The sequence below is a fragment of the Mycobacterium sp. HM-7 genome (assembly GCF_053852335.1).
Window position 1 is genome coordinate 875,843 of sequence record NZ_CM132657.1, and the last position, 24,485, is coordinate 900,327.

The 24,485-nt window shown below is 67.5% G+C and carries 19 protein-coding genes; 10 read left to right on the forward strand and 9 right to left on the reverse strand.

Annotated elements, in window-relative coordinates:
• Positions 1-17 precede the first annotated feature (17 nt).
• From ACWW1C_RS04190 to purH, 3 genes are read left to right on the forward strand one after another with little or no spacing between them, the layout of a single operon-like run.
• Entirely contained in the window at positions 18-1,535 is a 1,518-nt protein-coding gene (locus ACWW1C_RS04190) for a cell division protein PerM (protein ID WP_455982278.1), read from the forward strand.
• Between the two features lie 9 nt (positions 1,536-1,544).
• Positions 1,545-2,195, forward strand: coding sequence for a phosphoribosylglycinamide formyltransferase (purN, locus tag ACWW1C_RS04195; RefSeq protein WP_455982279.1), 651 nt, complete (start codon positions 1,545-1,547; stop codon positions 2,193-2,195).
• Position 2,196: 1 nt separating this feature from the next.
• Positions 2,197-3,765, forward strand: a complete 1,569-nt coding sequence (purH, locus tag ACWW1C_RS04200) for a bifunctional phosphoribosylaminoimidazolecarboxamide formyltransferase/IMP cyclohydrolase (protein ID WP_455982280.1) — start codon at positions 2,197-2,199, stop codon at positions 3,763-3,765.
• Between the two features lie 63 nt (positions 3,766-3,828).
• On the opposite strand, the gene mqo is transcribed toward purH, so the two are convergent.
• Positions 3,829-5,247 carry a malate dehydrogenase (quinone) gene (gene mqo / locus ACWW1C_RS04205; protein ID WP_455982281.1) on the reverse strand — a complete coding sequence of 473 codons (1,419 nt, stop codon included), beginning with the start codon at positions 5,245-5,247 and terminating at the stop codon, positions 3,829-3,831.
• Between the two features lie 84 nt (positions 5,248-5,331).
• Here mqo and ACWW1C_RS04210 point away from each other — a divergent pair, with 84 nt between their 5' ends.
• Positions 5,332-6,225 (forward strand): LysR family transcriptional regulator, encoded by an 894-nt coding sequence (locus tag ACWW1C_RS04210; RefSeq protein ID WP_455982282.1) that lies wholly within the window; start codon positions 5,332-5,334, stop codon positions 6,223-6,225.
• Here the strand turns inward: ACWW1C_RS04210 and ACWW1C_RS04215 are convergent.
• Positions 6,222-7,238, reverse strand: a complete 1,017-nt coding sequence (locus tag ACWW1C_RS04215; protein ID WP_455982283.1) for an alpha/beta hydrolase — start codon at positions 7,236-7,238, stop codon at positions 6,222-6,224. The genes ACWW1C_RS04210 and ACWW1C_RS04215 overlap by 4 nt on opposite strands.
• A gap of 76 nt (positions 7,239-7,314) precedes the next feature.
• Between ACWW1C_RS04215 and ACWW1C_RS04220 the strand changes: the two genes are divergently transcribed.
• Positions 7,315-8,697 carry a sigma 54-interacting transcriptional regulator gene (locus ACWW1C_RS04220; RefSeq protein ID WP_455982284.1) on the forward strand — a complete coding sequence of 461 codons (1,383 nt, stop codon included), beginning with the start codon at positions 7,315-7,317 and terminating at the stop codon, positions 8,695-8,697.
• Entirely contained in the window at positions 8,690-10,657 is a 1,968-nt protein-coding gene (locus tag ACWW1C_RS04225) for a vWA domain-containing protein (RefSeq protein WP_455982285.1), read from the forward strand. Before ACWW1C_RS04220 ends, ACWW1C_RS04225 begins: the two co-directional genes overlap by 8 nt.
• A 355-nt stretch (positions 10,658-11,012) precedes the next feature.
• On the opposite strand, the gene ACWW1C_RS04230 is transcribed toward ACWW1C_RS04225, so the two are convergent.
• From ACWW1C_RS04230 to ACWW1C_RS04260, 7 genes are all read right to left on the reverse strand, one after another.
• A complete protein-coding gene (locus tag ACWW1C_RS04230) occupies positions 11,013-11,597 on the reverse strand; it encodes a DUF1707 SHOCT-like domain-containing protein (RefSeq protein WP_455982286.1) in 585 nt (194 codons plus the stop codon).
• A gap of 90 nt (positions 11,598-11,687) precedes the next feature.
• Positions 11,688-12,455: an enoyl-CoA hydratase family protein gene (locus tag ACWW1C_RS04235; RefSeq protein WP_455982287.1), complete on the reverse strand. Its 768-nt coding sequence runs from the start codon at positions 12,453-12,455 to the stop codon at positions 11,688-11,690.
• Between the two features lie 12 nt (positions 12,456-12,467).
• Complete coding sequence (locus tag ACWW1C_RS04240; protein ID WP_455982288.1) at positions 12,468-13,625, reverse strand: acyl-CoA dehydrogenase family protein; 1,158 nt, start codon at positions 13,623-13,625, stop codon at positions 12,468-12,470.
• Between the two features lie 3 nt (positions 13,626-13,628).
• Positions 13,629-15,587, reverse strand: a complete 1,959-nt coding sequence (locus ACWW1C_RS04245) for an ATP-binding protein (protein WP_455982289.1) — start codon at positions 15,585-15,587, stop codon at positions 13,629-13,631.
• Between the two features lie 46 nt (positions 15,588-15,633).
• Complete coding sequence (locus tag ACWW1C_RS04250) at positions 15,634-17,229, reverse strand: acyl-CoA carboxylase subunit beta (protein ID WP_455982290.1); 1,596 nt, start codon at positions 17,227-17,229, stop codon at positions 15,634-15,636.
• A gap of 91 nt (positions 17,230-17,320) precedes the next feature.
• Positions 17,321-18,469, reverse strand: coding sequence for an acyl-CoA dehydrogenase family protein (locus ACWW1C_RS04255; RefSeq protein WP_418003432.1), 1,149 nt, complete (start codon positions 18,467-18,469; stop codon positions 17,321-17,323).
• Positions 18,466-20,181: an acyclic terpene utilization AtuA family protein gene (locus ACWW1C_RS04260; protein WP_455982291.1), complete on the reverse strand. Its 1,716-nt coding sequence runs from the start codon at positions 20,179-20,181 to the stop codon at positions 18,466-18,468. Before ACWW1C_RS04260 ends, ACWW1C_RS04255 begins: the two co-directional genes overlap by 4 nt.
• Before the next feature lie 222 nt (positions 20,182-20,403).
• Here ACWW1C_RS04260 and rpmF point away from each other — a divergent pair, with 222 nt between their 5' ends.
• The 4 genes from rpmF to ACWW1C_RS04280 all read left to right on the forward strand — a co-directional run bounded on the left by rpmF (position 20,404) and on the right by ACWW1C_RS04280 (position 24,473).
• A complete protein-coding gene (gene rpmF / locus ACWW1C_RS04265) occupies positions 20,404-20,580 on the forward strand; it encodes a 50S ribosomal protein L32 (protein ID WP_133763289.1) in 177 nt (58 codons plus the stop codon).
• 78 nt (positions 20,581-20,658) lie between these two features.
• Complete coding sequence (locus ACWW1C_RS04270) at positions 20,659-21,345, forward strand: response regulator transcription factor (protein ID WP_133763290.1); 687 nt, start codon at positions 20,659-20,661, stop codon at positions 21,343-21,345.
• Positions 21,346-21,412: 67 nt separating this feature from the next.
• Positions 21,413-22,900: an ATP-binding protein gene (locus tag ACWW1C_RS04275; protein WP_455984138.1), complete on the forward strand. Its 1,488-nt coding sequence runs from the start codon at positions 21,413-21,415 to the stop codon at positions 22,898-22,900.
• A 112-nt stretch (positions 22,901-23,012) separates the two neighbouring features.
• Entirely contained in the window at positions 23,013-24,473 is a 1,461-nt protein-coding gene (locus tag ACWW1C_RS04280) for a S1C family serine protease (protein ID WP_455982292.1), read from the forward strand.
• Positions 24,474-24,485: the final 12 nt, after the last annotated feature.

Here is a 24,485-nt window from a genome sequence, read left to right on the forward strand (position 1 = left end):
GAGGAGTGACCCAGCTAGTGGATAACCGACCGGTCGGTACGCGCCAGGCGCGGGACCTGCTTCGGGTTGCGTTCGGCCCGTCGGGCATCGCCCTGGCGATCATCGCTGCGCTGGTGCTGATCCAGCTGGTCATCGCCAACAGCGATCTGACCGGTGCGTTCGGCGCGATGGCCAGCATGTGGCTGGGCGTGCACGGCGTGCCGGTGTCGATCGGCGGCGCCGAACTCGGCGTGATGCCCCTGGCGCCGCTGCTGGCGATGGTCTGGGGCACGGCCCGCACCACGGCGACGGCGACGCGGCCGGGTGCGTCCTGGTTCGTCGTCCGCTGGATCGTCGCGTCTGCCCTCGGCGGGCCGTTGCTGATCGCGGCGATCTCGATCGCGGTGATCCACGATGCGTCGTCGGTGCTCACCGAACTGCAGACACCCAGCGCCCTCCAGGCGTTCGGCTGTGTCCTTGCGGTGCATGCGGTTGGCGCGGCCATCGGCGTCGGCTCACGCCTGCAGGGCCGGCTGCTCACCGATGCCCACCTGCCGTACTGGCTTCCCGAGGCCTTGCGCGGCGCGCTCGCCGGCGTGTTGGCGCTGCTCGGCTTGTCAGGGTTGGTCGCGGTGGGCTCGATGGTCGTGCACTGGTCGACCATGCACGACCTTTTCGGCATCACCGATTCGGTGTTCGGCCAGCTCAGCCTGACCGTGCTGTCGGCGCTGTACATCCCGAACGTCATGGTCGGATCCGCGGCGGTGGCTGTCGGCTCGAGTGTGCACGTGGGGTTGGCGACGTTCAGTTCGTTCACGGTCCTCGGCGGCGACGTGCCTGCCGTGCCGGTGCTGGCCGCGGTGCCGTCACCTCCGCTGGGGCCGGTGTGGGTGGCGCTGCTGATCATCGCGGCGGCCTCGGCGGTGGCGGTCGGGCAGCAGTGCGCCCGGCGCCCGGCCCCGTGGCCGATTGCCTTCGCCAAGTTGGCGGTGGCGTCGGTGCTGGCAGCAGTGCTGATGGTCATGCTCGCAATCGCCGGCAGCGGTCGCCTCGGCAATTTCGGCGAGCTCGGGGTGGACCAGACGACATTCGGTCCGGCGGTGTTCCTGTGGTTCGTGTCGATCGGCGGCCTCACCGTCGCGATGGCCGGCGGGCTGACCAGGCGCCCGGCTCGGCCGACACCGGTCGCCCCGGTGGCGCCGGTGGACGAGGAACCGTTTGCGGATGAAGCGGAAGACGTCGTCGAGGACGACGAACCAGTGACGGAGAAACTGATCGGCGACGTGACGGCTGCTGCGACGGACGTCGACGACGACTCGCATTTCGCCGGCGGTCCGGCGTTCGAGCAGGTCACCGAGCCGGAACCCGAACCCGATCCTGAGCCCGCCGCAAAACCCGCCGAACCGCGCCGGCCGGCGCGTCCGGAACCGGACATGAGCCCGGCGCCGGCAGAGGCTTATCAGTCCGGCACCACCGATCGGATCGGCGAGCACGTCGCCTTCGACCCTGACGAGGACCCTGAGGCGCATTTCGTCGTCGACGAGGACGGCCACTAGGCTGCTCCCGTGCAGCAACCGGTTCACGTGCCCCCGACTGCGCCGGCGCGGCTCGTCGTCCTGGCGTCCGGGACCGGGTCGCTGCTGGAATCGGTGCTCGCTGCAGCGGTCGGAGATTACCCGGCCCGCGTCGTGGCCGTCGGTGCCGATCGCGAATGCCAGGCGCTGCAGATCGGGGCGGCGGCGAGCGTGGCGACGTTCACCACTCGGCTCCGCGATCACACTGACCGGGCCGCGTGGGACGCCGCGTTGACCGACGCCGTCGCGGCCCACGAGCCGGATCTGGTGGTGTCGGCCGGGTTCATGAAGATCCTCGGACCTACGTTCCTGGCGCGCTTCCAGGGTCGGGTGCTCAACACCCACCCGGCGTTGCTGCCGTCGTTCCCGGGCGCGCACGCTGTGTCAGAGGCCCTCGCGTACGGGGTGCGCGTCACCGGTAGCACGGTGCATCTGGTGGATGACGGGACGGATACCGGGCCGATCCTGGCGCAGGAGCCGGTGGCAGTACTCGACGGTGACGACGAGTCGTCGCTGCATGAACGGATCAAGGTCGTCGAGCGACGACTGTTGGTAGATGTTATCGCCGCGGTGGCCCTCCGCGGTGTGACGTGGAGTGGGCGAAAGGCGGCCATCGGGTGCCGCGAAGGTGAGGAGCAATAGGATGACGCGACGACCGATTCGGCGCGCGCTGATCAGCGTGTACGACAAGACCGGCCTGGCGGAGCTGGCCCGCGGGCTGCACGCGGCCGGAGTGACCCTGGTTTCGACCGGGTCGACCGCGAAAACCATTGCTGCCGAGGGTATCCCGGTGACTCCCGTCGAAGAGGTCACGGGCTTCCCCGAGGTGCTGGACGGCCGGGTCAAGACGCTGCACCCGCGCGTGCACGCCGGCCTGCTGGCGGACACCCGCAAGGCCGAGCACCTCGCCGCGCTGGATGAGCTCGGTGTCGAGGCGTTCGAACTCGTTGTGGTGAACCTGTATCCGTTCACGCAGACGGTGGCGTCGGGTGCCTCGGAGGACGAGTGCGTCGAGCAGATCGACATCGGCGGCCCGTCGATGGTCCGCGCTGCGGCCAAGAACCACCCGAGCGTCGCCGTCGTCGTCGACCCGTTGGGGTACGACGGTGTGCTGGCCGCCGTCAACGCCGGTGGCTTCACGCTCGAGGAGCGGAAAAAGTTGGCGTCGTTGGCTTTCCGGCACACCGCCGAGTACGACGTGGCCGTCGCTTCCTGGATGGGGTCCGTGCTGGTCCCCGGCGACGACGAGGCGTCCGCCGCCGGCATGCCGGCGTGGCTCGGTGCCACGTGGCGTCGCAGCGATGTGCTGCGCTATGGCGAGAACCCGCACCAGAAGGCGGCGCTCTACAGTGACGATGCCGGCTGGCCGGGCCTCGCTCAGGCTGAACAGCTGCACGGAAAAGAGATGTCGTACAACAACTTCACCGACGCCGACGCGGCGTGGCGGGCGGCGTTCGACCACGAGGACATCTGCGTGGCGATCATCAAGCACGCCAACCCGTGCGGCATTGCGGTGTCGTCGATCTCGGTTGCCGATGCCCATCGGAAGGCGCATGCGTCGGACCCGCTGAGCGCGTTCGGTGGCGTCATCGCGACCAACACGGCCGTCACCGAGGAGATGGCCGAGACGGTCGCGGACATCTTCACCGAGGTGATTGTCGCTCCTGCCTTCGAGCCCGGCGCGGTCGAAATCTTGACCCGTAAGAAGAACATTCGCATCCTCGTGGCTTCCGAACCGCAGCCCGGCGGCACCGAGTTCCGTCAGGTGAGTGGCGGCCTGCTGGTGCAGCAGCGCGACGCGCTGGATGCCGCGGGCGATGACCCGGCCAACTGGACTCTGGCGACCGGCTCCCCGGCCGACCCGGAGACCTTGGCCGACTTGGTGTTTGCGTGGCGCGCGTGCCGCGCAGTGAAGTCGAACGCCATCGTGGTGGCGACCAACGGCGCCACGGTCGGCGTTGGCATGGGTCAGGTGAACCGGGTCGACGCGGCCCGGCTGGCGGTGGAGCGGGGCGGCGATCGCGTTCGCGGCGCTGTTGCTGCCTCCGACGCGTTCTTCCCGTTCCCCGACGGTCTGGAGACGCTGACCAACGCCGGCGTGAAAGCCATTGTGCACCCGGGTGGTTCGGTCCGTGACGACGAGGTCACTGCGGCTGCCGCGGCTGCCGGGATCACGCTGTACCTGACCGGGGCGCGGCACTTCGCCCACTAGGTCTTACCGGCTGCATGGCCAGGTCTGCACGGAGATGGTTCGTGCAGACCTGGCCATTGGCATTTAGAGGCTCAGCAGCGCGGCGGTGTCGCGCGTGGCCACGGCGTCGGCCATGCGCGCCTGCCAGGACGTGTCCCATCGTTCGGGGAAGCACCGCTGCAGGAGGTCGAGCATGATCGGCACGGCGGTCGAGGCTCCCGGCGACGCGCCCAGCAGTCCGGCGATGGTGCCGTCCGCCGAGCAGACGAGTTCGGTCCCCGATCGCAATGCACCGATGCGTGCGGCGTCCGGGGTGACCAGCTGTGCTCGTTGTCCGGCTGGTATCAGTTCCCAGTCGCGGGGGTCGGCGCCCGGGTAATACCGTTGTAGCTGTTTGATCTTGCCGCTGAATGGCGCGAGCAACTCGCCGATCAGGTAGCGCACCAGGGGCAGACTCTGCGCGGCCGCGGCGGCCAGCACGTGCAGGTTGTGCCACCGCAGCGTGGTGAAGAAGTTGGACAGCTTGCCGCCCTTGAGAAGCTTGGTGCTGAACGTCGCATACGGACCGAACATCAGGTAGCCCTCGCCGTTGACAACGCGTTTGTCCAGGTGCGGCACCGACATCGGCGGTGCTCCTATCGCGGCCTGGCCGTACACCTTGGCATCGTGCTGGGCGACGACGTCGGGTCGCGCACACCGCAGAAAAGCGGCGCCGACGGGCAGGACGCCGTAGCCGCGGACTTCGGGAAGGTGCGCGCGCTGCAGCAGTCGCAGGGCGAATCCGCCGGCCCCGACGAACACGTGCCGCGCCCTCAGTTGAAACCTGTTGTGCGAGTGCGCACGCCGACCACCGACGAGCCAGGTGCCGTTGGCGTCCTGGTGTAGTTTGCGCACCTCATGGCCGAGCCGCACCTCGCCACCGTTCGAGGTGATGATGCGGGTCAGTTCGCGGGTGAGCGCTCCGAAGTCGACATCAGTACCGCCGGGGTGCCGGGTCGCCGCGATCGGTTGCGCCGGATCGCGGCCGGTCATCACCAGCGGTGCCCATTCGGCGACTTTCGCGGGATCGTCACTGAACTCGAGGTCGGCGAAAAGCGGATCGGAGCTCAGGGTTTCGAACCGTCGTCTGAGGTAGGCCACATCGTGGTCGCCGAACACCACATCCATGTGCGGTGTGCCGTGGACGAAAGTCGCCGGGTCCAGCAGGCCTTGCTCGACCAGATACGACCACCACCGGCGAGACACCTGGAACTGTGCGGCGATGTCGGCCGGCGCGGTGCCGTCTTCAGGGTCGGGCATGTAGTTGAGCTCGCAATAGCCGGAATGACCCGTGCCGGCGTTGTTCCACGGCCCACTGCTCTCCGTGGCGATGTCGGATGCCCGCTCCACCAACACGATCCGCCACTGCGGCTCCAACGTGCTGATCATGGCGCCGAGCGTGGCGGACATGATGCCGCCACCGATGAGGACGACGTCGGCGACTTCGGGTTCAACTGTGTACATGGTTGCTCCTTGTCTCGTTGACCCCAGCATCACTTGCGCCGATTCGATCCGTCCAATGAATGTTTTGGCGATTACCATCCGAATATGGATCAATGGATGAGTCTGCTGGCGCCACAGCTCCGGGCTCTCGAAGAGCTTGACTCCCAGGGCGGACACATGACCCGCGCGGCGGACAGTCTGGGGATTCCGCAGTCGTCGATGAGCCGGCGTATCCACGCGCTGGAGAAGACCCTCGGCATCCGGCTGCTCATCCAGGAGGGTCGGACGGTCCGTCTGACGCCGGCCGCAGTGCAGCTGGCCGCGCAGGCGCGCCGCCCGCTACGTGAGCTCGAAGCAGCGGTCGAGACGATCGCAGGGGAAGCCGACCCCGAGCACGGCACCGTCCGGTTCGGCTTCCCGCTGACGATGGGAGCCGGGGCGGTGCCCAACCTCGTCGCCGAATTCCACCGGCGCGCACCGGGGATCCGGCTGCAGATCAAGCAGGCGCACGGCAGTGAACTCGCCGCGGACCTCAAGACCGGGACGATTGACGTCGCAGTGGTGATACCTCCGCCGGACGGTGTCGAGCATGTGGTGATCGGCGGGCAACCGGTCCGTGCCGTGGTGCCGGCGGTCCATCCGCTCGCCGCCCGTCGTCGTCTCCGTTTGGACGAACTGCGAGACGAGACGTTCATCGCCAACCCGGCCAGCTATCACCTGCGTCAGGCCACCGAAAGCTGGTGCCGCGACTCGGGATTCGTTCCGCACGTGCCCGTGGAGATCACGGAATTCTCGACGATCCGCGAATTGGTCGGCCGCGGAATGGGTATCGCGTTGCTACCGCACGACGAGCACACCTCGCGCAAGGTTCGCGAAATCCCGTTGACGCCCAACATCTATCAGCGACAGATCGCGCTGGCGTGGGCGCCGACGGCGGGCACGCCCGCAGCCCGCAGGCTGCTGACCTTCCTGCGGGGAGAATGGTCGACCGTCGGTTAGGAGGCGACCTCGCCGGGCTGGTGCTGGGTGGTGGCGTATTCGAAGAAGTCCACGATCTCGTCGACGGCCTTGCGGGCGTCGGGGTTGATGTCGAAGCTCAACTGGAACATGTGCATCGCCTTGTCCCAGACCTGAACCCAGGCGAGAGCCCCGGCAGCGCGCAGCGCGTCCGCGAGCGCGAACGAGTCGTTGCGCAGCATCTCGTTGTTGCCGACCTGCAGGAGCGTCGGTCCCAGGCCGTGCAGGTCGGCTTCAGTGGGCATCTCCGGCACCGGGTGGGTGCCGTTCTTGGTCGCGAAGACGTCGTAGAGGTACTTCACCGCCATGAACGGGAACAGCACGTCGCGGTGTTCGAGCATTGCGTTGTACTTCAGGTTCATATCGGACGACGTGAGCGGCGACAGCAGGATTTGGCCGGCGGGTACCTGCAGGCCGGCATCACGCACCGCGAGCGCGGTACCGGTCGCGATCAGGCCGCCGGCGGAGTCACCGGCGAACACGATCTTCTCCGCGTCGACACCGCTGCCGAGCACCTTCCGGTAGGCGCACACGCCGTCGGCGATGGCGTCCTCGATGAGGGCCTGCGGTGCCAGTCGGTAGCCCACGTTCAGGACCCGGGCGCCGGTCGCGGCCGACAGCTTGCTGGCCCAGCGGCGGTGCGAGTTCAGCCCGAGGGTGATCAGTGCCGAACCGTGGAAGTAGATGATCACGCGATCGGAGCCCTGGGCGCGCGGCGCGACGATCCATTCGGCGGCGCAGTCGTCCAGCGCGATCGGCGTCACCGTGGTGCCCGGCAGGGCGCGGAACGCGCGGAACGGCCCGTCGATGATGTCGTAGCGGCCTCGCTGGACCAGTTCGGGCCAGTACCGGTTGACGACGATGCCGATGAGCGTGAGCAGGCCAATTACCGGTCGGACGAACACCGCGGTCAGCGCGCCGAGCAGTCGGCTCTGCCACGCGGCGGGGCCGAACTCGATGTCGGTTGGGCGGGTGGTCCAGTCGAGCGAGTTCACGTTACCGAGGGTACTGGGTAAAGCCGCAGAGCCCAAGGTGCTGCCGCTCACGGTGCACCGTCGTAGCGTGGAGGTCGTGACATCACCTAACGACCTTCCGCGCACCGTCGGCGAACTGAAGGCCTCGGGCCACCGCGAACGGGGCATCAAGACCGAAATCCGCGAGAACCTGCTGGCAGCCCTGGCCGACGGCCGCGACGTCTGGCCCGGAATCTTCGGTTTCGAGGACACCGTCCTGCCGCAGCTCGAGCGCGCGCTGATCGCCGGGCACGACGTCGTGCTGCTCGGTGAGCGCGGACAGGGCAAGACCCGACTGCTGCGCGGTCTGGTCGGACTGCTGGACGAGTGGACCCCGGTCATCGCCGGTTCGGAGCTGGGTGAGCACCCCTACTCGCCGATCACGCCCGAGTCGATCCGTCGCGCCGCGGATTCGGGCGACGATCTGCCCATCGCCTGGAAGCACCGCAGCGAGCGCTACACCGAGAAGCTGGCGACGCCCGACACCAGCGTCGCCGACCTGGTCGGCGACATCGACCCCATCAAGGTGGCCGAGGGACGGAGTCTGGGCGACCCGGAAACCATCGCCTACGGCCTCATCCCGCGGGCGCACCGCGGCATCGTCGCGATCAACGAGCTGCCCGACCTCGCCGAGCGCATCCAGGTCGCCATGCTCAATGTGATGGAGGAGCGCGACATCCAGGTCCGCGGCTACACACTGCGCCTGCCGCTGGACGTGCTCGTGGTGGCCAGCGCCAACCCCGAGGACTACACCAACCGTGGCCGCATCATCACGCCGCTGAAGGACCGCTTCGGCGCCGAGATCCGCACCCATTACCCGCTGGAGCTCGACGCCGAGGTCGGCGTCATCACGCAGGAGGCCCATCTGGCCGCCGAGGTCCCGGAGTACCTGCTGCAGATTCTGGCCCGCTTCGCTCGGTATCTGCGCGAGTCGCAGTCGATCGACCAGCGCTCGGGTGTCTCGGCGCGATTCGCCATCGCCGCGGCCGAAACCGTTGCGGCAGCGGCGCAGCACCGTTCGGCGGTACTCGGTGAGCAGGAACCGGTCGCGCGCGTGGTCGACCTGCAGACCATCATCGGCGTGCTGCGCGGCAAGCTGGAATTCGAGTCCGGTGAGGAAGGCCGCGAGCAGGCGGTGCTGGAACACCTGCTGCGGCGGGCGACGGCGGACACCGCACAGCGGCTGCTCGGCGGCATCGACGTGGGCTCGTTGGTCGCTGCGGTGGAAGGGGATTCACCAGTGACGACGGGGGAGCGGGTGTCGGCCAAGGACGTCCTGGCCGCGCTGCCCGACCTGCCGGTGATCGACGCGATCGCCGACCGCCTGGGCGCGCAGTCCGACGGCGAGCGGGCGGCGGCTGTCGAGCTGGCGCTCGAAGCGCTGTACCTGGCCAAGCGCATCGACAAGACCTCTGACGACGGCGAAACGGTTTATGGCTAACCACCTCTCGCGGTATTCGCGCTACACCGGCGGCCCCGATCCGCTGGCGCCTCCAGTCGACCTGAGGGAGGCGCTGGAGCAGATCGGGCAGGACGTCATGGAGGGCGCGTCGCCTCGGCGCGCGCTGTCCGAGCTGCTGCGTCGCGGTACCCAGAACATGCGCGGCGCCGACCGGCTGGCCGCCGAAGCCAACCGGCGTCGTCGCGAGTTGCTGTCGCGCAACAACCTTGACGGGACGCTGCAGGAGATCAAGAAGCTGCTCGACGAGGCGGTGCTCGCCGAGCGCAAGGAACTGGCCCGGGCGCTCGATGACGACGCGCGGTTCGGCGAACTGCAGTTGGAGTCGTTGTCGCCGTCGCCGGCGAAGGCGGTGCAGGAGCTTTCCGAATACGACTGGCGCTCAACGGAAGCCCGGCAGAAGTACGAGCAGATCAAGGATCTGCTGGGCCGCGAAATGCTGGACCAGCGATTCGCCGGCATGAAGGACGCGCTCGAGAACGCCACCGACGAGGACCGGCAGGCCGTCAACGACATGCTCGACGATCTGAACAACCTGCTGGAGAAACACGCCAACGGCGAAGACACCCAACAGGATTTTCAGGACTTCATGGCCAAACACGGCCAGTTCTTCCCGGAGAATCCGCAGAACGTCGACGAGCTGCTCGACTCTCTGGCCCAACGCGCGGCCGCGGCACAGCGCTTCCGCAATAGCCTGTCGCCCGATCAACGAGCCGAATTGGATGCGTTGGCACAGCAGGCATTCGGGTCGCCGTCGTTGATGAACGCGCTCGGCCGCCTCGACGCCAACCTGCAGGCCGCCCGTCCCGGCGAGGACTGGACCGGCGAGCGGAGTTTCACCGGAAACAACCCGCTGGGTATGGGGGAGGCCGCCAAGGCGATGGAGGACATCGCCGAATTGGAGCAACTGGCCGAACAACTTTCGCAAAGTTACGCCGGTGCGCAGATGGACGACGTCGATCTGGACATGCTGGCCCGGCAATTGGGCGACGAGGCCGCCGTCGACGCGCGCGCGTTGGCGGAGCTGGAACGCACCCTGATGAATCAGGGCTTCCTGGACCGAGGTTCGGACGGGCAGTGGCGACTCTCGCCGAAAGCCATGCGTCAGCTGGGGCAAGCGGCGCTGCGTGATGTGGCGCAACAACTTTCCGGCCGGCACGGCGAGCGCGACACCCGTCGGGCCGGTGCGGCCGGAGAACTGACGGGGGCCACCCGGCCGTGGCAGTTCGGTGACACCGAGCCGTGGAACGTCACCCGTACTTTGACCAACGCAGTGCTGCGGCAAGCGGGCACCAATCCCGACGGGCCACTGCGGATCACGGTCGACGATGTCGAGATCTCAGAGACCGAGACCCGCACCCAGGCTGTGGTGGCGCTGCTGGTGGACACCTCGTTCTCGATGGTGATGGAGAACCGGTGGCTGCCGATGAAGCGCACCGCCCTGGCACTCAACCATCTGGTGAGCACCCGGTTCCGGTCAGATGCGTTGCAGATCATCGCCTTTGGTCGCCATGCCCGCACGGTGTCCGCGGCGGAGCTGACCGGATTGGAAGGCGTCTACGAACAGGGCACCAACCTGCACCACGCGCTGCTCCTCGCGGCCCGGCACCTGCGTCGTCATCCCAACGCGCAGCCGGTCATCCTGGTGGTCACCGACGGCGAGCCGACCGCCCATCTCGAGCAGTACCGCAATGGGACCGAGACGTTCTTCGATTACCCGCCGCATCCGCGCACCATCGCCTTCACGGTGCGTAGCTTCGACGAGGTGGCCCGGATGGGCGCGCAGATCACCATCTTCCGGTTGGGGAGTGATCCCGGTCTGGCCCGGTTCATCGACCAGGTGGCCCGGCGCGTCGAAGGTCGCGTCGTGGTGCCCGAGCTCGACGGGCTGGGTGCTGCGGTGGTCGGCGACTACCTGCGCTCGCGGCGGCGCCGGCGCTGACTCCCGGTGTCGAACACCCATGCCGCGCCGGGTGCTATGTCGAATGTGCAGCTTCAGGTGCCGTTGCACAGGATTTTTGCGCTGAAAGCTGCACATTCGACATAGGACGCGTACCGGTGGCTTGAGGGTTCTGCGGTCTTCGCCGACTGGACACTCGACAAGCAAAGGTTCTGTGCTTGTTGAGATGGTGTCTGGTTTCTGGGGTCAGCCCGGCTTGATTCTTTGCGCTCGTCGCCCGCGAGCGGCCCGAAAGTGCACGCGACATGCGGCGTGTTGCGTACAAACACGGCCGCTCGCGGGGAGGGGCTCAGGCGGGGAGGGGCTCAGGCGGGGAGGGGCCCAGGCGGGGAGGGGCTCAGGCGGGCGGGGGCTTGCGCTTCTTGGACTTGATGCCGACGCGGCCCCACAGCGAGAAGCCGCGGATGGTGACGCGCGGGGCGCCGGGGGTGCCCTGCTGACCGAGGTGGTCGAAGGCGCCCATGACGCCGACGCCGTGCACGTCGACGTTGACCTCCGGCGGCAGCAGGATGGTCTGCCCGCCGAAGATCGAGTAGGAGTGGATCTCGACGTCCGGTGACGTGAAATCGGCGTAGCGCAGATCGATGACACCGCCGCCGAACAATGAGAACGACGTCAGCCGCTGCGGCACGTTCCAGCGGCCCCGACGCTCGAATCCGCTCATGATCGCCAGCAACAATGTCGAGGGTGCGGGGTGGCATTCGCCGCCCGCGTCCCAGGGCGCGGTGGTGATGTACGGCAGGTCGTCGCTCAACTTCGACAGTTCGGCATACGTCTGCGCCGAATAGGCGCGGTTCAACCGGTCCTCGTACTCGGACATCGGCAACTGCCCCTGCGCGGCCGCGTCGCTGAGAAGGTGAGCGACCTGTATCCGGTCGGTATCGACGACGCGCATCTGTGCGCGCGAACCTGGGGTGCTCATCAACTCGAGCCTACGACGATGACAGCAACTTGCAAGGCTGCTGTTACAAACTGTGGCCGCTTCGACGTCATATCCGTTACGGGAGGTGGATCACTTATTCCAGTTCGGCTGTCGCTTCTGGAGGAAGGCCATCATGCCTTCCCGAGCCTCGTCGGAGACGAACAGCTCCGCCGATTGCTTCGCCAGCTTCTCGGCGTCGCGGTCGAAATCAGCCAGGATCGACGCTGTGGTCAGCGCCTTCGACGTGGCCAGACCCTGAGGTGAGCCCTTGGTGATCTCGTCCGTCAGCTTCGCCACCGCGGCCGGTACGTCGTCGGTCGCGATCGTCACGAGGCCGATCCGTTCGGCCTCGTCGGCACCGAACTTCTCACCGGTGACGAAATAGCGACCGGCCGCGCGGGCCGTCATCTTGGGCAGCAGCGTCAGCGAGATGATCGAGGGCGCCACGCCGATCCTGGCCTCGGTGAGCGCGAAGGTGCTGGCGGCGCCCGCGACCACCAGGTCGCAGGCGCCGATCAACCCCATGCCACCGGCGCGGACGTGACCGTCGATCGCGCCGATCACCGGAACAGACAACTCCAGGATCGAGCGCAGTAACCCCGCCGCCTCCCGCGCACGGGAGGTGGCCACGTCGCCGGGGTCGCGTCCGGCCGCTTCACTCAGGTCGGCCCCGGCACAGAAGGTGCCGCCGGTGTGGCCGAGCACCACGACCCGCACCCCCGGATCGTCGGCGGCGTCGGTGAGGCCTTGCCGCAGCTGGTCCACCAGCGCGGTCGACATCGCATTGCGGTTGTGCGGTGAGTCCAGCGTCAGCCGGGCGACACCGTTTTCGACGGAGTAGTGGACCAGTGTGGTCATGAGACTTCCCTGTCAGTACGAGCGAGGCAGACCAAGCGAGGTCTGCGCCACGAAGTTAAGCACCATCTCGCGGCTGACCGGAGCGATCCGTGCCAGGCGCGACGCCGTGACGGCGGCGGCGATGCCGTACTCCTTGGTCAGGCCGTTGCCACCGAGCGACTGAACGGCCTGATCGACCGCGCGCACCGAGGCCTCACCGGCGGCGTACTTGGCCATGTTGGCAGCCTCGGCGGCGCCGAAGTCGTCACCGGCGTCGTACAGCGTGGCGGCCTTCTGCATCATCAGCTTGGCCAGCTCGAGCTCGATGTGAATCTGGGCCAGCGGATGCGAGATGCCCTGATGAGCGCCTACCGGGACCTTCCAGACCTGACGGGTCTTGACGTACTCGGTGGCGGTGCGGATGGCGAGACGGCCGGTACCGACGGCCATGGCCGCACCGATGATCCGTTCGGGGTTCAGACCCGCGAACAACTGCGCGATGGCGGCATCCTCGGAGCCGACGAGCGCATCGGCGGGCAGCCGCACCTCGTCCAGGAACACCTGGAACTGGCTCTCGGGGCTGATGATCTCCATCTCGATCTTGGTCCAGCTCAGGCCCGGCGCATCGGTCGGTACGACGAACAGCGCCGGCTTCAGGTTGCCGGTCTTGTGGTCCTCGGTCCGTCCGACGACAAGCACGGCGTCGGCCTGGTCGATGCCCGAGATGAAGACCTTCTGCCCGGACAGGATCCAGTCACCGCCGTCGCGGCGGGCCGTCGTGGTGATGCGGTGGCTGTTGGAGCCGGCGTCGGGTTCGGTGATCGCGAACGCCATGGTGAGCGAGCCGTCGGCAAGGCCGGGCACCCAGCGCTTCTTCTGTTCCTCGGTGCCGTACTTGGAGATGATGGTGCCGTTGATGGCCGACGAGACCACCATCATCAGCAGCGGACAGCCACCTGCGGCCATCTCTTCCATGACCAGGCTCAGCTCGTACATGCCGGCGCCACCGCCGCCGTACTCCTCGGGCATGTTGACCCCGAGGAAGCCGAGTTTGCCTGCCTCAGCCCACAATTCGTCGGTGTGCTGCCCGGCGCGGGCCTTCTCCAGGAAGTAGTCCTGGCCGAACTTCGAGGCCATCCCGACGACGGCTTCGCGCAGCGCGGTGCGCTCCTCGGATTCGATGAAACTCATGGGTCATTCTCCTTCGGGGGTTTCTACAAGCGCCAACACGGCGCCGACGTCAACCTGTTGGCCGGGTTGCACGTTGAGTTCGGTGAGCACGCCGGAATCCGGTGCCGCGATGGTGTGTTCCATCTTCATGGCTTCCAGCCAGATGAGGGGCTGGCCGGCCGTGACCTGGTCGCCGACGGCCGCGCCGACCCGAACCACCAGCCCGGGCATCGGGGCCAGCAGCGAACCTTGGGCCACCGCCGCGTCCGGGTCGGGGAACCGCGGCTGGGCGACGAGGTGGACGGCACCGGCGGGCGAGTCGACGAATACGTCGGCTCCGTACCGGGCAATGTCGAACGACCGCTCAACCCCGTTCAGGGACAAGACCACCCGAGTGGGATCGGCGGTCACCACGGTCACATCGTCGCGGTCGGGCAGCTCGACGCCGTTCCTGGTGTACCGGTACCGCACCTGATGCTCGGACCCGGCACCGTCGGTGTACGAACGGCTCTGGTAACCAGATCCGAGATTCCGCCACCCGCTCGGCGCGGCTGCAAAAACAGTTGCCGTGCTGCGGTTGTGCGCGGCATCGGCCAGCGTCGCGGCGATTCCGGCCAGCGTGACGTCCGTATCGGCGGGGGCCGCCAGCTCGGCCAAACCGTGCGTGTCGAAGAACGCCGTGTCGGTGGCGCCGGCCAGGAAAGCGGGGTGCCGCAACACATTCACCAGCAGGTCGCGGTTCGTACGCAGACCGTGGATACGGGCGCGGGACAGGGCGTCGGCGAGGATCGCCGCGGCCCGGTCACGCGTGGGCGCGAACGAGATCACCTTCGCCAGCATCGGGTCGTAGAACACCGACACCACCGAGCCATCGGCGATGCCCGAGTCGACGCGCGTGCCGGCTCGGCCCAACAGACTGAATTCGGTTCGGACGCCCGGCACGTCGAATCGGTGCACCGTGCCCGCCTGCGGCTGCCAGTCCTTCGCGGGGTCCTCGGCGTAGAGCCGGGCCTCGATCGAATGTCCTTGCGTTGCGGGCGGTTCCAGGGGCAGTGCGCCGCCGTCGGCGACATCGAGTTGCAGCTCGACCAGGTCGAGTCCGGTGGTCTCCTCGGTGACCGGGTGCTCGACCTGCAGGCGGGTGTTCATCTCCAGGAAGAAGAAGTCGCCGTTCGCGTCGGACATGAACTCGACGGTGCCGGCGCCGGTGTAGCCGATCGCGCCGGCAGCCAGCCGGGCTGCCTCGAAGAGCTTGTCGCGCATGCCCGGCGTACGTTCGACCAGAGGTGATGGCGCCTCTTCGATGACCTTCTGGTGCCGTCGCTGGATGGAACACTCGCGCTCGCCGACGGCCCACACGGTGCCGTGTGTGTCGGCCATCACCTGCACCTCGATGTGGTGCCCACTGGCCAGGTAGCGCTCGCAGAACACCGTCGGATCGCCGAACGCGGATTGGGCCTCGCGCTGCGCCGCCGCGACTTCGGCAGGCAGCGCGGACAATTCGCGAACCACGCGCATGCCGCGGCCACCGCCACCAGCGGAGGCCTTGATCAGCACGGGCAGCTGGTCGGCGGTGACGGTCTCGGGGTCGAGCTCGGTCAGCACCGGAACCCCGGCTGCCGACATCAGCTTCTTGGCCTCGATCTTGGAGCCCATGGCCTGCACGGCCGCCACGGGCGGACCGATCCAGGTCAGCCCGGCGTCCAGCACCGCGGCCGCGAAATCCGGGTTCTCCGAAAGGAATCCGTAGCCGGGGTGGATCGCGTCGGCGCCCGAGGCCTTGGCTGCGGCAATGAGCTGAGCGGCGTCGAGGTAACCGGTGCGACCCTCCAGCCGCACGCGGTCGTCGGCCTCGGCGACGTGCGGGGCGGCCGCGTCCGGATCGGTGTACACCGCGACGGTGCCGATACCGAGCCGGCGGCAGGTCGCGAACACCCGGCGGGCGATTTCGCCACGGTTGGCGACGAGGATTTTACGAATCATGAACTGCGTCCTCTGCTCTTCGCGCAAGCGCTCATCGGCGGGCTACTCACATCCGGAAGACGCCGAAGTTCGACGTCCCCTCGATCGGGGCATTGGCAATGGCGGACAAGCACATTCCCAGTACCGTGCGGGTGTCACGGGGGTCGATGATGCCGTCGTCGTAGAGCCGGCCGGACAGGAATGCCGGCAGCGATTCGGCGTCGATCTGCGCTTCGACGGCGGCCCGTAGCGCCGCGTCGGCGGCTTCGTCGACCTGGCCGCCGCGGGCTTCGGTGGCTGCGCGGCTGACGATCGAGAGCACACCGGCGAGCTGCGCACCACCCATCACCGCGGATTTGGCGCTGGGCCACGCGAACAGGAACCGGGGGTCGTAGGCCCGGCCGCACATGCCGTAGTGGCCGGCGCCGTAGGAGGCGCCGATGAGCAGCGAGATGTGCGGCACCTTCGAATTGGAGACGGCGTTGATCATCATCGAGCCGTGCTTGATCATGCCGCCTTCCTCGTACGCCTTGCCGACCATGTAGCCGGTCGTGTTGTGCAGGAACAGCAATGGCGTGTCGGAGCGGTTGGCCAGCTGGATGAACTGGGTGGCCTTCTGAGATTCCTCACTGAACAACACGCCCCGCGCATTGGCCAGGATGCCGACGGGGTAGCCCCAGAGGTTGGCCCAGCCGGTCACCAGTGAGGAGCCGTACAGCGGCTTGAACTCGTCGAAGTCGGAGCCGTCGACGATGCGGGCGATGACGTCGCGCGGATCGAACGGGATGCGCAGGTCGGCGCCGACGATGCCGAGCAGCTCCTCTTCCGGATACAGCGGCGGTATCACCGGTGCCGGGGTCGGACCCTGCTTACGCCAGTTCAGCCGGGCGACGATGCGCCGGCCGATGCGGATGGCATCGAGCTCGTCCTGCGCGAAATAGTCGCCGAGACCCGATGTGCGGGAGTGCATTTCGGCGCCGCCGAGGGATTCGTCGTCGGACTCCTCGCCGGTGGCCATCTTGACCAGCGGCGGTCCGGCCAGGAACACCTTGGAACGTTCCTTGATCATCACGACGTGGTCGGACATCCCGGGGATGTAGGCGCCACCGGCGGTGGAGTTGCCGAACACCAGCGCGATGGTCGGGATGCCCTCGGCCGACAACCGGGTCAAATCCCGGAACATCGCACCGCCGGGGATGAAGATCTCCTTCTGTGTGGGCAGGTCGGCGCCGCCCGATTCGACCATCGAGATCACCGGGAGCCGGTTCTCGCGGGCAATCTGGTTGGCGCGCAGGATCTTCTTGAGCGTCCACGGATTGCTGGTGCCGCCCTTGACCGTCGGATCATTGGCGACGATCAGGCACTCGACGCCCTCGACCACACCGATGCCGGTGACCAGGCTGGCGCCGACGACGAAGTCGCTGCCCCACGCGGCCAACGGGCTCAGCTCGAGGAACGGCGAGTCCAGGTCCACCAGCTGCTCGATGCGCTCACGCGCGGTCAGCTTGCCGCGGGCGTGGTGGCGGTCAACATATTTCGCGCCGCCACCGGCCAGGGCCTTGGCGTGCTCGGTGTCCAGCTCGGTGAGCTTGGCCGTCATGGCGTCGGCTGCTTCGGTGTACCCGGCCGACGCGGAATTGAGTGTGGATTTGAGCGCGGTCATACGTCTGCTCCCGCCATCGAATGTGCAGTCAGCGCGCCTTTTACGCCATATTCTCGCGCTGATTGCACGCTCGGTTTGGTACTGATCCCGGTCATGACTGGAATCCCAACGTCTTGGCGGCCAGCGAGGTGAGAATCTCGGTGGTGCCGCCGCCGATGCCGATGATGCGCATGTCGCGGTACTGCCGTTCGATTTCCGACTCGGCCATGTACCCCATGCCGCCGAACAACTGGACTCCGGCATTGGCCACCCACTCGCCGGCCTCCACGGCCGTGTTCTTGGCGAAACAGACCTCGGCGATCAGGTTGGTCTCGCCGGCGAGCTCCCGCTCGACGAGGTGGTGCGTGTACACCCGGGCGACATCGATCCGGCGGGCCATGTCGGACAGCGTGTTCTGCACCGACTGACGCGAAATCAGCGGGCGGCCGAAGGTCTCGCGGTCCCGGCACCACTGGACGGTCAGATCGAGGCAGCGCTGTGCGCTCGCATATGCCTGCGCGGCGAGGCCTACGCGTTCGGAGACAAAGGCGCCGGCGATCTGCAGGAAGCCGGAGTTCTCCGGGCCGACGAGGTTGGCGGCCGGGACGCGGACGTCGACGTAGGACAGCTCGGCGGTGTCCGACGAGCGCCAGCCCATCTTCTCCAGCTTGCGGCTGACGGTGAAGCCGGGCGTGTTCTTGTCGACCACGATCAGCGAAACACCGGCTGCGCCAGGGCCGCCCGTGCGCACTGCCGTCACCACGTAGTCGGCTCGCACACCCGAGGTGATGTAGGTCTTGGCGCCGTTGATGATGAAGTCGTCACCGTCGCGCTCGGCGCGCGTGGTCAGGTGTCCGACGTCGGAGCCGCCGCCGGGTTCGGTGATCGCCAGGGAGCCGATCATCTTGCCCTGCAAGGTCGGTCGCACGTAGGTGTCGATCAGCCGCTGATCGCCGGAGGCGATCATGTGCGGCGTGGAGATGCCGCAGGTGAACAGCGACGCGAAGACGCCGCCGGGTACGCCGGCGTAATGCAGTTCCTCGCAGACGATCACCGCGTCGGCTCCGTCGCCGCCACCACCGCCGACGGATTCGGGCGCCTGGGCACCCAGGAGACCGGCCGCGCCGGCTGCCTCGTGCAGCGAACGGGGCAGCTCGCCGCTGCGCTCCCACTCGTCGACGTGGGGCAGTATCTCCCGCTCGGCGAACGCGCGCACGGTCTTTCGCAGCGCATCGCGTTCGGGCGTGGTCCAGATGCTCACGAGAACAGTTCCTCCGGGATGTCGAGATGACGGGTTCGTAGCCATTCCCCGAGGCCCTTGGCCTGGGGGTCGAATCGGGCTTGGTACGCGACGCCTTCGCCGAGGATGCCCTCGATGACGAAGTTGATGGCGCGCAGGTTGGGCAGCAGGTGCCGGGTGACCGGTAGCTCAGCGGCTTCGGGCAGCAGTTCACGCAGCGTGTCGACCGTCAATGTGTGTGCCAGCCAACGCCATTGGTCGTCGGTGCGGACCCAGACACCGACATTCGCCGAGCCGCCCTTGTCGCCGCTACGGGCTCCGGCGATGGTGCCCAGTGGTGCCCGGCGAGTCGGTCCGGAAGGCAGCGGATCCGGCAGCGCCGGGTCGGCGACCGGACCCAGCGCCAGTGTCTCCGCGGCCGGCGCGATGTCGGCCCGGGTGCCGTCGGCCAGTACCGCCACATGGGGTACCAGGGCAGCGTCGACGTAGCCGGGCTTGAACAGTCCGTACACCTGGCCGTCGCCGGGCGGGGCGGTCGTGGTGAAGCCCGGGTAACTGGCCAGTGCGAGTTCGACTGCAGCCGCGGAGAATTGGCGGCCGACCTTGGCCGGGTCGGGGTCTCGCACCACACAGTGCAGCAGCGCGCTGGCACGTTCCTCGGTGTCGGCGTCCGGATGATCGGTCCGGGCCAGTGTCCACTGCAGCTCGGCCGGACGTGTCGCGATGCTGGCTTCCAGCTGGCGCTGCAGCAGATCGGCCTTCGCCTCGATGTCCAGGCCGGTGAGGATGAAGGACGCCGCGTTCCGGAATCCGCCGATGCTGTTGAGCGACACCTTCAACGTGGGTGGCGGCGCTTCGCCCCGCACGCCCGAGATCCGCACGCGGTCCTCACCGTCGGCGGTCAGCTCCAGCGAGTCGACCCGCAGGGTCGCGTCGGGATTGGCGTAGCGCGCCCCGGTGATCTCGTACAGCAACTGGGCCGTGACGGTGTCCACGCTCACCCGGCCGCCGGTGCCGGGGTGCTTGGTGATCACCGATGAACCGTCCGCGGAGATTTCCGCCAGCGGGAACCCGGGGCGGATGAGGTCGGGAATCTCGGTGAAGAAGCTGAAGTTGCCGCCCGTGGCCTGGGTACCGCATTCGATGACGTGGCCCGCGGCGATCGCGCCGGCGAGCGCGTCATAGTCCGTGCGGGTCCAGCCGAAGTGTGCGGCGGCAGGTCCGACGATCACCGAGGCGTCGGTCACCCGGCCGGTCACGACGACGTCGGCGCCGGACTTCAAACAGTCCACGATGCCCCAGGCGCCCAGGTAGGCATTGGCGGACAGGGGCGTTCCGAACCCCAGTTCGGCGGCGCGCCCCACGAGGTCGTCGCCCTCGACGTGCGCGACGTTCACCGACAGTCCCAGCCGCTCTGCGAGCGCCCGAACCGCCGCGGCCAGGCCGGCCGGATTGAGACCGCCGGCATTGGCGACGATCTTCACGCCCTTTTCCAGGGCCAGGCCGAGGGATTGTTCCAGCTGGCGCAGGAACGTCTTGGCGTACCCGAGGTCGGCGTTCTTGGCCCGGTCGCGAGCGAGGATCAGCATGGTCAGCTCGGCGAGGTAGTCGCCGGTGAGGTAGTCCAGCTCACCCCCGGCGAGCATCTCGTGCATTGCCGCCAGCCGGTCTCCGTAGAACCCCGAGCAGTTACCGATCCGGACTGCTGGTGATGTCACACACACTCCCGTCATTCAACCAACCGGTAGGGAGGTTAGTCGGTACTAGCGGTACCGAGTCAAGGGGGCTGGGGTTGCGTGTTGCCCGGTTGGGGCGACGTTTTGGAGCCTACGCAGGTCGGCGGCTATCCTGAGGTGCAATCGCTGCGCACGCGAGGAGCAAGGTGGGTTCTGCCGGCCTTCGTACGTCGCGCCGCTGACCGCAAGCAATTCCGTTTAGTTAGAGAGGTGCACATCATGGCTGTGCCCAAGCGCAGGATGTCGCGCTCGAACACCCGTAGCCGTCGCGCGCAGTGGAAGGCCGAGGCTACTGGCCTGGTCAGCGTGAACGTCGCAGGTCAGGCGCACAAGGTTCCGCGTCGTCTGCTCAAGGCCGCACGTCTGGGTCTGGTCGACCTCGACCGCCGCGCCTGAACCGTCTGACGGTTTTTCTCGCGCCCTCATGGCGCGTCTTCTCAGTCCGCTCTCAGATGGTGGGGTGAGACTGTGGCTGTGCGAATCCTTGTAGTCGACGATGACCGCGCTGTGCGTGAATCACTGCGTCGGTCACTGACTTTCAACGGGTACTCGGTCGAACTGGCTCAAGATGGTGTCGAGGCGCTGGAGCGCATCTCCAGCGACCGGCCCGACGCCGTCGTGCTCGACGACATGATGCCCCGGCTGGACGGCCGTGGCGTCTGTCGTCAGCTGCGCAGCAGCGGTGACGATCTCCCCGTGCTGATGCTGACGGCCCGTGACTCGATCGATGAGCGGGTGGCGGGTCTCGACGCCGGTGCCGACGATTATCTGCCGAAGCCGTTCGCGCTCGAGGAACTCCTGGCGCGCATGCGCGCGCTGCTCCGCCGGACCGGGCCCGATGACCGCACGGAATCGGCGGCGCTGACGTTCTCCGACCTCAGCCTCGACCCGGTGACGCGTGAGGTGACCCGGGGTTCCCGGTCGATCAGCCTGACCCGCACCGAGTTCTCGCTGCTCGAGATGCTGATCCACAACCCGCGCCGGGTGCTCAGCCGCAGCCGCATCCTCGAAGAGGTGTGGGGCTTCGATTTTCCGACGTCGGGAAATGCCCTGGAGGTCTACGTCGGGTACCTGCGCCGCAAGACCGAGGCCGAGGGAGAACCGCGCCTGATCCACACCGTGCGCGGTGTGGGTTACGTGCTGCGTGAGACGCCTCCTTGATGCCGAGGCCCTGATGCTCCAGAAGATGCGCGAAACCATGGACCGGAAGATGCGGGAAGTGCCGCAGATGCCGGTGTCGGCGCCGGACGGCGCAGTGCAACATGACGCCAGCTCGGTATCGCTGAAATGGCGCGTCATGCTGCTCGCGATGTCGATGGTGGCATTGGTCGTCGTCCTCATGTCGGTCGCGGTGTACGTCGTGGTGTCCAAGGCCCTGTACGGCGACATCGACAACCAGTTGCACAGCCGCGCCCAACTGCTCATCGAGAGCGGGTCCCTGGCCGTCGACCCGGGCAAAGCCATCGAGGGCACCGCGTACTCCGACGTCAACGCGATGTACGTGATCCCGGGCGAGTCCATCTACACCGCGAACCAGCAGGGGCAGACGCTGCCGCTGGGTACGCCGGAGAAGGACGTCATCGCCGGCAAGCTGCTGATGTCGTTGCGTACCACCAACTACCAGCGTGTGCTGGCGGTGCATCTGCAGTCGGGTAACTCGCTGCTGATCTCCAAAAATCTGGGGCCGACAAGTGAGGTTCTCAAACGGCTGGGCACCATTCTGCTCATCGTGGGTGGAATCGGCATGGCCGTCGCCGCCATCGCCGGTGGCACGGTCGCCCGGACCGGGCTGAGACCCGTCGCCCGATTGACCGAGGCCACCGAACGGGTGGCCCGCACCGACGACCTGCGTCCCATCCCGGTGTATGGCAATGACGAATTGGCCAGGCTGACAGAGGCTTTCAACATGATGTTGCGGGCGCTCGCCGAGTCGAGAGACCGGCAGGCCCGCCTCGTGTCGGACGCCGGCCACGAGTTGCGCACGCCGTTGACCTCTCTGCGGACCAATGTCGAACTGCTCATGGCGGCCATGGCGCCCGGCGCGCCGCCGTTCCCCGAGGAGGAGATGACGGGTCTGCAGTCCGACGTCATCGCCCAGATCGAGGAGCTCTCCACCCTCGTCGGGGACCTGGTTGACCTCACCCGCGACGACGCCAGCGTGACGGTGCACGAGCCTGTCGAGATGGCCGAGGTCGTCGACCGCAGCCTGGAGCGAGTTCGCCGCCGCCGCAACGACATTGACTTCGATGTCGACATCGCCGGATGGCAGGTCTACGGCGACGGGGCCGGGTTGTCCCGGGCGGTGCTGAACCTGCTCGACAACGCCGCCAAGTGGAGTCCGGCCGGCTCGGTGGTGCTGGTCCGGCTGAGGCGCATCAGCCCGACGCACGCGGAGCTGGTGGTGTCCGACTGGGGACCCGGCATCCCGCCGCAGGAACGGGCGCTGGTGTTCGAACGTTTCTACCGGTCGACGACCGCACGGGCGATGCCCGGTTCCGGGCTCGGGCTGGCCATTGTGAAGCAGGTGGTGCTCAAACACGGTGGGGCACTGCGGATTGAGGACACCGTGCCGGGCGGGACGCCTCCTGGCACGTCGATCCATCTCGTATTGCCGGGCAGGCCCTCGGGTGTCACCGCAACACACCGGCCCTCTGGGCTGGACGTAACGGGTGTGACCACGGAAAATGAAGCTGCCCGGACGGGGGAGGAAGTCTAGGGTGCGGCCAGTGGTGTCTCAGTGCATTCTCAGCCCGAATGGGCACCGATAGGTCATGTCGTTCGTTGTCCCGGCAACGAAAGCGGAAATACAGGAAGAGTGTCGACCAGTAATGACGAATCACCCGAGGTACTCGCAGCAGCCCGAGTCCGGTCGGCGTCCTGATTCCTATCAGTCCGCGCCCGGCTACGGCGCTTCGCCGCAGCAGGGGTCGTCATATGACTGGCGGTATGCCACGCATCAGCAACCGCAGACCACCGGGCAGTACCCGACGGGGAGCTACCCGACCGGTCAGTACCAGACGGGGCAGCACCAGACCGGGCAACATCAGACCGGACAACATCAGACCGGCTCGTACTCCACCGGCCAGTACTCGACCGGGTCGTACGGTTCGCAGCCGTACGACCCGTATCGCAACGGACAGCACAATGGTCGACCGTCTTCCATCGCGGCGCGACCGCAGAACCGTTCCCGCACAGGGCCTTTGATCGCCGGAATGGCAGCGGTGGCACTGGTGTCGGCGGGCATCGGCGGCGGCATCGTGATGCTGGCCCAGCCCGACTATTCGAATGGTTCGACCTCACTGGGCGGTTCGGCGCGCGGGCAGCACGCGGGAAACGCGCCGATCGGTTCGGTCGAGCAGGTCGCCGCCAAGGTGGTGCCCAGCGTCGTGAAGCTGGAGACCGACATGGGCCGGTCGTCCGAAGAGGGCTCCGGCATCGTCCTGTCCGCCGATGGGCTGATCCTGACGAACAACCACGTCGTGGCCGGCGCCAAGGATGTTCCGGGCGCGCCTCCCGGCAGTCCGCCGGTACAGACCAAGGTCACGTTCAACACCGGCACCACCGCGACATTCCAGATCGTCGGCACCGATCCGAGCAGTGACATCGCCGTCGTCCGGGCCAAGGGCGTCTCGGGCCTGACGCCCATCTCGTTGGGCTCGTCGTCCAATCTGGTGGTGGGCCAGCAGGTGGTGGCAGTCGGTTCGCCGCTGGGTCTGCAGGGCACCGTCACCGAGGGCATCATCAGCTCGCTGAATCGCCCCGTCGCCGCGGGCGGCGATGCCAAGAACCAGAACACCGTGCTGGACGCGATCCAGACCGACGCCGCGATCAACCCCGGCAACTCCGGTGGCGCGCTGGTCAACATGAGCGGGGAACTGGTCGGCATCAACTCGGCGATCGCGACGCTCGGGGGTGACTCCGGTCAGTCGCAGAGCGGCTCGATCGGACTGGGCTTCGCCATTCCGGTGGACCAGGCCAAGCGCATCGCCGATGAGCTGATCAAGAACGGCATCGCCAGCCATGCGTCGCTCGGCGTGCAGGTTGGCAACGACAAGGCGATCGACGGCGCGAGGATCGTCGACGTCACCAACGGCGGGGCGGCCCAGTCGGCCGGCCTGCCGAGCGGTGTGGTGGTGACCAAGGTGGACGACCGCGTGATCAGCAGCGCCGACGCGCTGGTGGCCGCGGTGCGCTCGAAGGCGCCCGGCGACAAGGTCACGTTGACCTACCTCGACACCGCAGGCAAACCGCAGACCGTTCAGGTGACCCTGGGAAAGGCGCAACAGTGATGAGTGCAGGCC